Here is an 11,970-nt window from a genome sequence, read left to right as displayed (position 1 = left end):
TTAGGCTAAAGAAAGCCTCAAACTCATCTATGATAACGGTGTACACCGCTTCTGCTTACTTTACGCCCTAAGACGTTTCACAAAACAATTCGCTGTTCAGCAGAAGACTCGAAGGGGCATTTCAAAAATCCGCTTATAAACCACTTCCAGCCTAAAGGTGGTTCTCTCTGTAAAAAGCCTGATTTTCTACTTCTCCTTCTCGTCGCTTTTCCTTATTAGGTTTTAAGTATACTTATTATATTTCTAAATCTAGAAAATGTTAACCAATTACTTTTTGAAGACGATTTAAAACTTTTTCTTTTCCAAGAAGTGCAATAGCATTAGGAAGCTCTGGGCCATGTGTTTGACCAGTAGTTGCAACACGGATTGGCATAAATAAGTTTTTACCTTTATGACCTGTTTCCTTTTGCACTGCTTTAATAGCCGCCTTAATTGCTGCTGGTTCCATCGCTTCTAGTGCTTCTACTTGACCCGCAAATGCACGAAGTACTTCTGGTACTTGTTCACCTTTTAATACTTCTTGTCCTTCTTCTTCATAATCAACATGATCTTTGAAGAACATTTCAGAAAGCTCTACAATTTCAGCTCCAAAACTCATTTGTTCATGATATAACGCAATTACATCACGAATCCAAGCTTGTTCTTGTTCGCTTAAAGTTTCACCTATACGTCCAGCTTTCACTAGATGCGGTAAGCTTAATTCTACCACCGTATCTAAATCTTGCTTTTTCATATATTGGTTGTTCATCCATTTTAGTTTTTGAGAATCAAATAATGCAGGTGATTTTGATAAACGAGCTGCATCGAACATTTTGATAAATTCTTCTTGAGAGAAGATTTCTTCTTCTCCTACTGGCGACCAACCTAGTAGTGCAATAAAGTTAAAGATCGCTTCTGGAAGATATCCAAGCTCTTTATATTGCTCAATAAATTGAATAATAGATTCATCACGCTTACTTAACTTTTTACGGCTTTCGTTTACAATTAAAGTCATATGACCAAATTGCGGAATATCCCAACCGAAAGCTTCGTAAATCATCATTTGTTTTGGCGTATTTGAAATATGATCATCACCACGAAGTACATGTGTAATCTCCATTAAGTGATCATCTACTGCTACCGCAAAGTTATAAGTTGGAATTCCATCTTTTTTCACGATAACGAAATCACCGAAATCATTTGAATGGAATGCAACTTCATCTTTTACGATATCTTTAAACGTGTAGTCGCGATCAACCGGTACACGGAAACGAATACTCGGAATGCGGCCTTCAGCCTCAAATCCCTTCATTTGCTCCTCAGTTAAATCACGGTGGTTTCCAGCATAACGCGGTGTTTCACCACGAGAGATTTGTCCTTCACGCTCTGCTTCTAGCTCTTCTTCTGTCATATAACATTTGTAAGCTAAACCGCGTTCTAATAAATCTTCATATAATTTTTTATAAATATCTAAACGCTCTGTTTGACGATATGGTCCAAATTCACCACCAACATCAACACCTTCATCCCAGTCCATACCGAGCCATTTCAAGTATTTTAATTGGCTTTCTTCTCCACCAGCAACATTACGTTTCACATCAGTATCTTCAATACGAATAATAAACTTACCATCTTGATGACGAGCAAATAAATAATTAAATAATGCCGTACGCGCATTTCCGATATGTAAGTGTCCTGTTGGACTTGGCGCATAGCGCACTCTCACTTGCTTTTCCATAATTGGTACACCTTCCATTCTTAATGTCAACACATTCTATAATTGTACACCAAAAAAATGTGATTATCCATCTTACGAATTAAAAACCATTATTTTTTCTGTAATAAAACAACTGCTTGAGAAGCAATTCCTTCTTCTCTACCTGTAAATCCTAATTTTTCTGTTGTTGTTGCTTTTACATTGATATTGTCAATAGACGTTTCTAATAGTTCACTAATACGTTTACGCATACTTTCAATATGCGGTGCCATCTTTGGCTTTTGAGCAATAATTGTACAATCTAGATTCCCTAACTCGTAACCTTGTTCACGTACAAATTCCCAAACTTTTTGCAGCAATACAGCTGAATCAGCATCTTTAAAAGCAGGATCTGTATCAGGGAAATGCTTTCCAATATCCCCAGCTGCAATTGCACCTAAACATGCATCCGCAATCGTATGTAACAATACGTCTGCATCTGAATGACCAATTAATCCTTTCTCATGAGGAATTGTAATTCCACCAATAATTAACGGTCTACCTTCCGCAAACTCATGTACATCAAAACCTTGTCCAATTCGAAACATTTTTTACATCCTCCTCAAGCTAAACTACAGAGCTTTATGATTCTATATTATATCGCTATCCTTATAAAGAAAAGCCCGGCTGTTGCCGAGCTTTTTTTCGCTATAATCATCACTTTCATTTCTTTTGAACATGAAGGAAACTTTCAGCAATTAATAAATCCTCTGGAGTCGTCACTTTAATATTATAGTAACTCCCCTCTACTACACCTACTTGCTTCCCGATACGTTCTACGAGGCTTGCATCATCTGTACCAAGGAAACAACCCTGTTTTGCACTTCTATGAGCTTCTAACAAAAGAGAAACAGCGAACCCTTGTGGGGTTTGTACAGCTTTGAGCTGAGATCTTTCTACCGTTTCGACAACGATACCCTGCTCTACTTTCTTAACTGTATCTTTCACTGGTACCGCACAAATGGACGCTCCATATTTTTCCGCTGCAGTTAATACATCTTGAATCACTTTGTTCGTTACAAATGGACGCGCGCCGTCATGTACAAGAACATACTCAACATCACTAGTATGCTGAATGGCGTTATATACACTATCTTGTCTTTCGGCTCCGCCCTGAATAAATTGTACTGGCTTTTCAATTGGATACTTCTGCATTAATTCTTCAAAATACGGACGTTCTTCTTCGTTAATTGCCATAATAATACTTTTGCACGCTTTATCTTTTTCAAAAGCACGTAACGTATGCACAATAATCGGTACTTCATTAATAAGTAAGAACAACTTATTTTTACCAGCACCCATCCGCTTACCTTGACCAGCTGCTGGAATAATTAATGTATACATATTAATAATCCTCTACTTATAATGCTTTTTCTAATAATTTACGTTTGGCGAAAATCATACGCCCAGCCGATGTTTGTAACACACTAGTAACAAGCACATTGAGTTGTGAACCTACATATTCTCTACCATCTTCTACTACAATCATCGTGCCATCATCTAAATATGCAACACCTTGATTTTGTTCTTTTCCATCTTTGACAACATAAACACTCAGTTCTTCACCTGGGAGTACAACAGGTTTAATTGCATTAGCTAAATCGTTAATATTTAACACCGTTACCCCTTGTAATTCAGAAACTTTGTTTAAATTGAAATCATTCGTTACTACCGTTCCACCAGTGATTTTCGCCAACTTTACAAGTTTGCTATCCACTTCTTGAATATCATCGAAATCGCCTTCATAAATTTCTACCGGAATCGGCATCTCTTTTTGAATACGATTTAAAATATCTAATCCTCTGCGACCACGATTACGCTTTAAAGCATCAGAAGAATCGGCAATGTGCTGAAGTTCTTCTAACACGAATTGTGGAATCACAATTGTTCCTTCTAAAAACTTTGTTTGGCAAATATCAGCAATACGCCCATCGATAATTACACTCGTATCGAGAATTTTCCAATGAGTTGTAGATTCTTCTACCTCAGTTTCTTCGTTCTCACTATTATTATTTTTCTTCTTCCCACGTTGTGGTAATGTAAATAATCCTAGCAATTCATTCCTCTTTTTAAACCCTACTTGGAATCCTAAATATCCAAGTAAAAGAGTAAAGAACACTTGCAACACTGTGCTAATAACTGGAATTGTAAATTCACGAATTGGTATTAAAATTAAATATGCAACAATAAGACCAGAGATTAACCCTAATGTACCAAATAAAACATCCGCTACAGGCGCCTTTACAAGAGCCTCTTCAATATGCTTAATAAGTTGAACAATATAATCTACAAGCCAAAATGTTGTTAAAAATAAAATAATTGCACCAATAATTGCACGAACATACGATCCTTCCAATAAAGGAACGGCACCGATGTCTAATACATTAATAACTTTTGGGATTAAGTAAATCCCTAACGCTCCGCCAATTACTAGAAAGAAGAGCTGTACAATCCGTTTTAACATCCAACCACCTCCTACTCATTATTAACCATTGTTTCGCTAATCAAAACGCCGAATGCAAAAGCGGACGTGTTTTTTTTATAAATAGTTTTATTTACCAATATACCATATCTTATACCAAAAATGTTCTAGTGTCGTTATATTATGGAATCAATGTAATATTCTTAATTGTGTCTACTCATATAGAGATGCTCTTGGATTCTTTTTAAGCCTTCTCGTATTTTCTTCGCCCTTACTTCTCCAATTCCTTCCACATCATCCAATTCATTAATAGTTGCTCGACAAACACCTTGCAAAGTCTTAAATCGATTAATTAAATTTTCAATGATAAGTGGCGGAACGCGCGAAATTTTGCTTGTGATTCGGTATCCTCTCGGCGTCACACTTTCTTCTAAACTCATTTGTCCTGGATAGCCAAGCAATTTAACTAAATCGCTATCCTCTAGAAGTTGTGTATTCGCAAGATCTTGTAACTTTTTCAAAATTTGATGATGGTCTTGTGTTTTTTCTTGATAATAATCTTTAATTAATAACGCTGCCTCTGCCTCTAAATCAGCTAGTAGTTCTGTAAGTTGTAAACGAATTAACCTACCTTCCGTTCCTAACTCATGAATATAGCTCAATATTTCATTTTTAATCCGCAGTACCATTTCAACACTATGTAACACATGAACCACCTCGGACATTGTAACGACTTCTTCAAATTCTAGAATGCCCAAATTCGTAATACCATCATTCCATACAGCCTTATATTTTTCTAACGTTTGAATAGCTTGGTTTGCCTTTGTTAAAATAACACCTATATCCTTTAGTGTATAACGTAAATTCCCTTGATATAGTGTAATTACGTTACGTCTTTGTGAAATAGCCACAACGAGACTACCTGTCTGCTTTGCTACACGCTCTGCCGTCCGGTGGCGCATACCTGTTTCAATAGAATCAATAGATGCCTCTGGAACTAACTGTGCATTTGCAATTAAAATTTTACTTCCAGTTTCATTTAAAATAAGTGCCCCATCCATTTTTGCTAATTCGTATAAACTAGCAGGAGAGAATGCACAATTAATGTGAAATCCCCCATCAACAATACTTTTAATTTGTTCATTATATCCAAGAACAATTAGTCCCCCTGTTTGTGCGCGAAGCACATTATCTATCCCTTCGCGCAGTGGTGTTCCTGGGGCCACGAGCTGTAAAATATTAATCATACTTTTGACACGTTGCTTGTTTTCTTCCATAGCCTAGCCTCCTAATGTCAAACGAAGCGCTTCCCCTAAATTAGATACACCTACTACTTCAATCCCATCCGGAATTGTCCATCCTCCCAAATTTTTTCTAGGAATAATAGCACGTTGAAATCCTAATTTAGCTGCTTCTTGTACACGTTGTTCAATTCTTGATACTCTTCTTATTTCTCCAGTTAATCCTACTTCTCCTATTACTGCATCAGTTGGTGTCGTAGATTTATCTCTAAAACTCGAAGCAATACTTAAAGCCACAGCTAAATCAATTGCTGGTTCATCTAATTTCAAACCACCTGCTACTTTTAAATATGCGTCTTGGTTTTGCAATAATAAACCTGTTCTTTTTTCTAGCACTGCCATAATAAGCGATACACGGTTATGATCAATTCCCGTCGCCATTCTTCGAGGGTTTCCAAAACTAGTAGGGGAGATTAATGCTTGTATTTCTACTAAAACCGGTCTTGTTCCTTCCATTGAGGCAACTACTGTTGATCCTGCGACTCCAACGGGTCTTTCCTCAAGAAAAATTTCAGAAGGGTTTAAGACTTCCGCAAGACCGAGCTCTTTCATTTCAAAAATACCCATTTCATTCGTGGAGCCAAAACGATTCTTCACAGCTCGCAAAATACGATATGTATGATGACGATCTCCTTCAAAGTAAAGAACTGCATCGACCATATGTTCTAACATACGAGGTCCTGCAATTGCCCCCTCTTTTGTTACATGTCCGACGATAAAAATAGGAATTCCTTTCGTTTTTGCAAGTTTCATTAATTCCGCTGTACATTCACGTACTTGCGCTACACTTCCTGGGGCTGACGTCACTTCAGGTAAATGTATCGTTTGAATAGAGTCAATAACAACAAAAGCTGGATTCATTTCTTCAATGTGCGCTGCAATTCGCTGTAGATCAGTTTCTGCTACAACAAATAGATTACTACCCTTTACATGCAAACGATCTGCACGAAGTTTAATCTGCTTTGCTGACTCCTCACCCGATATGTATAGTACATCATATGAAGAATCTGCTAATTGCGATGAAATTTGTAATAACAATGTTGATTTCCCAATCCCAGGGTCTCCACCAATAAGTACTAAGGATCCATCTACAATCCCACCACCAAGTACACGGTTAAACTCTTGGAATTTCGTTTCAATACGTGCCTCAGATTTTGTTTCTACTTCTGTTAGGCGTCTTGGTTTTGTTACTTCCGATTGAATTGCATTGGCATAATTAAGGCGTCTTGATGATACAACCGGTTCCATCTCTTCAACAAGCGTATTCCATTGACCACAACCAGGGCATTTCCCCATATATTTTGGTGACTGATAACCACACTCTTGACATGTGAATTTTGTTTTCTTTTTAGCCATATCGTTTTATATTTCACTTCACTTTCATCTATAAACAGTTTATCCTTCTCGTACAAGAAAGAGGGCTATCTCGTAGCCCTCTTAGTTTGTCTATACTTATTTTACCTTTTCAGCACTATGAATGACAAATGATTCCCCTTCAACATCAAAGATAACTTTTTGTCCTTTCTCAATAGCACCTTTTAAAAGTTCTTCCGATAGTCTATCTTCTACATGTTTCTGAATTGCTCTACGAAGCGGACGAGCACCGTATTCTCGGTCAAATCCTTTATCAGCAATGGCTGAAATCGCTCCTTCTGTTAAATGCAATTCAATCTCTTGCTCTTTTAAGCGCTTCACTAACTGATTCACCATAAGTGTTACAATCTCTTGAATATGTTTTTTCTCAAGCATATGGAACACGATAATTTCATCAATACGGTTTAAGAATTCTGGACGAAATGCCTTTTTCAGTTCATCCATTACTTTACCTTTCATATCTGAATAATCGCGGCTCTCATCTTGTACGTTAAATCCAAGATGTTTATTACGTTTTAACGCATCTGCACCAACGTTAGATGTCATAATAACAATTGTATTACGGAAATCAACTGTACGCCCTTTGGAATCCGTTAAGCGACCATCTTCTAATACTTGTAGTAAAATGTTAAACACATCAGGATGAGCTTTCTCTACTTCATCTAATAGGACAACTGAATATGGCTTACGGCGAACCTTTTCTGTTAATTGTCCACCTTCTTCATATCCAACATATCCTGGAGGAGATCCAACTAAACGAGAAGTCGAATGCTTCTCCATGTACTCAGACATATCGATGCGAATCATTGCATCCTCATCACCGAACATAGATTCTGCTAATGCTCTTGCTAGTTCTGTTTTACCTACACCTGTTGGTCCTAAGAAAATAAATGAACCAATCGGACGTTTCGGATCTTTCAATCCTGCTCTAGCACGACGAACAGCTTTCGCTACAGCTACTACCGCTTCATCTTGACCAATAACACGGTTGTGAAGAATGGATTCTAAGTTTAATAATTTATCAGTCTCTGTTTGTGCAAGTTTAGAAACCGGTATACGAGTCCACGTAGAAACGACATTTGCAATATCTTCTACTGTCACTTCTGAGTTTTCTTTTCCTTGTTGCTCTTTCCATTGACGCTTCGTATCTTCTAACTTTTCACGTAAGCGTTGTTCCATATCACGTAAGGAAGCAGCTTTTTCAAATTCTTGACTTTGCACAGCTGCATCTTTTTCTTTTCTAATTTCCTCAAGTTTTACTTCAAGCTCTTTTAGATTTGGTGGTGTTGTATAAGAGCGTAAGCGAACCTTTGAAGCAGCTTCATCAATTAAATCAATTGCTTTATCTGGTAAGAAACGATCTGTAATATAGCGGTCTGAAAGCTTTACAGCTGCATCAATTGCATCATCTGTAATAGATACACGGTGATGCGCTTCGTAACGATCACGTAAACCTTTCAATATTTGAGTTGATTCGTCTAAACTTGGCTCATCAACGTGAATTGGTTGGAAACGTCTTTCTAAAGCCGCGTCTTTTTCAATATATTTACGATATTCATCTAAGGTTGTCGCCCCAATACATTGTAACTCTCCGCGTGCTAAAGATGGTTTTAAAATGTTAGATGCATCAATTGCACCTTCTGCTCCACCTGCACCAATTAATGTATGAAGTTCATCAATAAATAGAATAATGTTTCCAGCTTGACGGATTTCATCCATAACTTTCTTTAAACGATCTTCAAATTCACCACGATATTTCGTTCCAGCTACAACTGTACCCATATCTAGTGTCATAACACGCTTATCTCTTAATGTTTCAGGAACTTCATTATTTACAATTTGTTGTGCTAATCCTTCTGCAATTGCCGTTTTACCTACACCAGGTTCTCCAATTAATACAGGATTGTTTTTTGTTCTACGGCTTAAAACTTCAATTACACGTTGAATTTCTTTACCACGACCGATAACAGGATCTAGACGATTTTCACGTGCAACAACTGTTAAATCACGTGCTAAGCTATCCAGTGTCGGTGTATTTGCATTCGTTGAAGAACCACCTTGGTGACCTGAACTTGCTTCATTACTTCCAAGGAGTTGCAATACTTGTTGTCTTGCCTTATTTAGGCTAACACCTAAGTTATTTAAAACACGTGCTGCTACACCTTCACCTTCACGGATTAAACCAAGTAAGATATGTTCTGTTCCAACGTAAGAATGACCTAATTTACGAGCTTCATCCATAGACAACTCAATAACCTTTTTAGCACGCGGTGTATAATGTACAGTTTGAGAAGCTTCTGTTCCGCGTCCAATTAACGCTTCTACCTCTTTTTGAACCTTCTCTGGACTTAATCCAAGAGCAATTAACGCTTTTGCTGCAATTCCTTCCCCTTCGCGTACAAGCCCAAGTAAAATGTGTTCTGTTCCAATATTATTATGCCCAATACGAATTGCTTCCTCTTGAGATAAAGCTAATACTTTCTGTGCTCTTTCTGTAAATCTTCCAAACATCATAGAAATCGCCTCCTACTTGCGCTTAGTTTTTTTCAATACGTAATCGCTCACGGATTAAGGTTGCTCTTCGATAATCTCTTTCTTCTGGTCCTAAAGGTCCGCCTGCATATTGTTGTAAAATGCCTGGTTGTGTAAGAACCATTAGCTCAGTCAAAATATTTCTCGATACACCTTTTATATATCCTAAATCAATACCAAGTCGTACATCTGATAAGCAAGTGGCCGCTTCTGCAGATTGAATTAACCGACTGTTTGCTAGTATGCCATAAGAGCGATAAACCTTATCTTCAAGCTCAATACTTGAATTTTGTACAATTAATTCTCTAGCTATTTTTTCTTGCTGTATGATTTGTTGAATGACACTTTTTAAATCTGCAATAATATCTTCTTCAGATTTTCCTAGCGTCATTTGATTTGACACTTGAAATATATTACCTAACGCTTCGCTACCTTCACCGTATATTCCTCTTACTACTAACCCTAATTTTTGAATTACTTGTATAATGCGGCTAATTCTTTTCGTTAAAACGAGTCCCGGTAAGTGAATCATTACGGAAGCCCTCAATCCTGTACCAACGTTAGTAGGGCAGCTCGTTATATATCCAAGTGATTCATCAAAAGCATATTCAACCTCTTCCTCTATCCAATTATCTATTTGATTGGCACTTTGAATAGCCTCTGATAACTGTAACCCTGAAAATAAGCACTGTATCCTAATGTGGTCTTCTTCATTAAGCATAACACTAATATGTTCGCTTTCTGATAATAGACATGCTCCATATTCTGTTCCTGCAAGGTTAGGACTAATTAAATGCTTTTCAACTAATACTCTCCTTTGAAGAGGCGTTAATTCATTCATTTTTAATAGTTCAAACTCTCCAAAAGGTTCTACCGTTTTATTTATAAATTCCTTTTTAAATAATTCATGAATCTGTCTAGCTTCTTCTTCGTTTTGCATAGTAGAGAATTGATATTTTTTAAAATTACGAGCCAAACGAATTCGACTACTTAAAACAATATCAGAATCAGGGCCATCCCCCTTCATCCATGGACTAATCGCTTCATTCATAATTTTGTCCAGTGACATAGAACTATTCCCCCTCTCTATGCTCACTAAGCTGATTTTCAAGACCTCGAATATCATCCCTTACTTCAGCAGCTTTCTCAAACTCCTCTTTCTGTACGTATTGTTTCAGAATGAGTTTTAGTTCATCTAATTCTTTCTTTAAGTGAAGATTTCCTTCTATACGTTCCGGAATTTTTCCACAATGATCTGTATGTCCGCCGTGCAGACGTTTTAATAATGGCTTTAAATGTTCCTTAAATGTATCGTAACAAGAAGCACATCCAAACCGTCCCACCTTTGTAAATTGCTCATATGTCATCTTACAATCTGGACACCTTAATATACTTGTATTCGAAAGCCCGTTTTGTCCTTCTTCAAACATTGTTGATTCACCGTGTAATAACCCAGCAAATAAATCATGGAATGAAAAGTTAGACTGCGGTGATTGAAAGAAAGACGTATAGCCACTTTGTTCTGCACATTGCTCACAAAGATGAACTTCCGTCTTCTTTTCGTTGATTACTTTTGTATAATGTAAAGTTGCTGGTCTTATATTACAGTTTTGACAAGTCATCACTATCCCCACCTTTACAATAGGAACGATCTATCTGATAGTAATTTTCATACATTACTAGATTGTTCACTTTCCTTTACTTGTTTAAATAAAAGTGCGTGTTCTTTTTTCAAAACCTCTACAATATTTAACTGCCTTATCTCTTAGTTATTATTCTTTTACAAAAGCTATATTTATTTATATTTCAGTGTTCTTAACATTGCGCATAATATTCGAGCCCTAAGTTCATCTCGAGAAGGAACATCCATTGATAATACAGAACGATCTAGTACACTTAACATAAGTTTAGCTTCACGATTTGTTATGATTCCCTCTTCTATTAAACGTATAATCATACTCTCTGCATTCCCTTGCGCAACGCTATGATCAATCATATGAAGCATTTGATCAATCATGTCTATATCGTCATGCAGTTTGACTTTTATAATGCGAATGTAACCTCCTCCACCACGTTTACTTTCTACTACAAATCCTCTTTCTATCGTAAAACGGGTATTGATTACATAATTGATTTGAGATGGTACGCACTCGAATCGATCCGCAATCTCATTTCTTTTGATTTCAATCACATTATTATTACTTAAGTCAATAACTTGCTTTAGATATTGCTCAATGATATCAGATATATTTCTCATTTATCCGCCACCTTTATTGACTTTGACTATCTTTGACTTTAATTATATACGTATTAATAAAATTTGCAACTCTTTTGCTTATTCACTATCCTAGCCACATTCCCCTGTATTTAATCAAAATAATAATTATTTAAACACATTTTTTAATTACTATGGATTATAAAAGAAAATACGAAAAAACACGAGTCATTTGACTCGTGTTTAGTTGCTTGGCGACGTCCTACTCTCACAGGGACAAGGTCCCAACTACCATCGGCGCTAGAGAGCTTAACTTCCGTGTTCGGTATGGGAACGGGTGTGACCTCTCTGCCATCATCACCAAACTATGAAGGCATATTCCTTCAAAACT

At 36.9% G+C, this 11,970-nt stretch carries 10 protein-coding genes, 1 rRNA gene and 1 other annotated feature (1 of these 12 only partly in view); all 11 genes read right to left on the bottom strand.

Translation table 11 applies throughout. The annotated features are described in order from the left end of the window. Positions 1–212: a binding site (T-box leader), on the bottom strand; it reaches 35 nt to the left of the window's first position. A 47-nt stretch (positions 213–259) separates the two neighbouring features. Continuing rightward, on the bottom strand, positions 260–1,717 hold the full coding sequence (gene gltX, locus AC1DMU_RS27410; RefSeq protein ID WP_088061476.1) for a glutamate--tRNA ligase: 1,458 nt from the start codon (positions 1,715–1,717) through the stop codon (positions 260–262). Positions 1,718–1,806: 89 nt separating this feature from the next. Next, entirely contained in the window at positions 1,807–2,283 is a 477-nt protein-coding gene (gene ispF / locus AC1DMU_RS27405; RefSeq protein ID WP_000488386.1) for a 2-C-methyl-D-erythritol 2,4-cyclodiphosphate synthase, read from the bottom strand. Positions 2,284–2,398: 115 nt separating this feature from the next. After that, on the bottom strand, positions 2,399–3,079 hold the full coding sequence (gene ispD / locus AC1DMU_RS27400; protein WP_048562648.1) for a 2-C-methyl-D-erythritol 4-phosphate cytidylyltransferase: 681 nt from the start codon (positions 3,077–3,079) through the stop codon (positions 2,399–2,401). Positions 3,080–3,095: 16 nt separating this feature from the next. Further along, the gene (locus AC1DMU_RS27395; protein WP_000919686.1) at positions 3,096–4,199 is read right to left on the bottom strand and encodes a PIN/TRAM domain-containing protein; all 1,104 of its coding nucleotides are present in this window, start codon (positions 4,197–4,199) and stop codon (positions 3,096–3,098) included. Positions 4,200–4,360: 161 nt separating this feature from the next. Next, a complete protein-coding gene (disA, locus tag AC1DMU_RS27390; protein ID WP_000392165.1) occupies positions 4,361–5,434 on the bottom strand; it encodes a DNA integrity scanning diadenylate cyclase DisA in 1,074 nt (357 codons plus the stop codon). A gap of 3 nt (positions 5,435–5,437) precedes the next feature. Continuing rightward, positions 5,438–6,814 carry a DNA repair protein RadA gene (gene radA, locus AC1DMU_RS27385; protein ID WP_001085205.1) on the bottom strand — a complete coding sequence of 459 codons (1,377 nt, stop codon included), beginning with the start codon at positions 6,812–6,814 and terminating at the stop codon, positions 5,438–5,440. Positions 6,815–6,910: 96 nt separating this feature from the next. Continuing rightward, positions 6,911–9,346, bottom strand: a complete 2,436-nt coding sequence (clpC, locus tag AC1DMU_RS27380) for an ATP-dependent protease ATP-binding subunit ClpC (protein WP_000971181.1) — start codon at positions 9,344–9,346, stop codon at positions 6,911–6,913. Positions 9,347–9,368: 22 nt separating this feature from the next. After that, on the bottom strand, positions 9,369–10,433 hold the full coding sequence (locus AC1DMU_RS27375) for a protein arginine kinase (protein ID WP_088061474.1): 1,065 nt from the start codon (positions 10,431–10,433) through the stop codon (positions 9,369–9,371). Positions 10,434–10,437: 4 nt separating this feature from the next. After that, the gene (locus tag AC1DMU_RS27370) at positions 10,438–10,986 is read right to left on the bottom strand and encodes a UvrB/UvrC motif-containing protein (protein WP_088061472.1); all 549 of its coding nucleotides are present in this window, start codon (positions 10,984–10,986) and stop codon (positions 10,438–10,440) included. A gap of 173 nt (positions 10,987–11,159) precedes the next feature. Continuing rightward, positions 11,160–11,621: a transcriptional regulator CtsR gene (gene ctsR / locus AC1DMU_RS27365; RefSeq protein WP_001244556.1), complete on the bottom strand. Its 462-nt coding sequence runs from the start codon at positions 11,619–11,621 to the stop codon at positions 11,160–11,162. Positions 11,622–11,828: 207 nt separating this feature from the next. Then, positions 11,829–11,944 (bottom strand): 5S ribosomal RNA (rrf, locus tag AC1DMU_RS27360). Positions 11,945–11,970 lie beyond the last annotated feature (26 nt).

The sequence above is a fragment of the Bacillus sp. 01N45 genome (genome assembly GCF_056399205.1).
The sequence above is the reverse complement of the archived record's forward strand: the minus strand, read 5'-3'. Positions and strand labels throughout refer to the sequence as shown.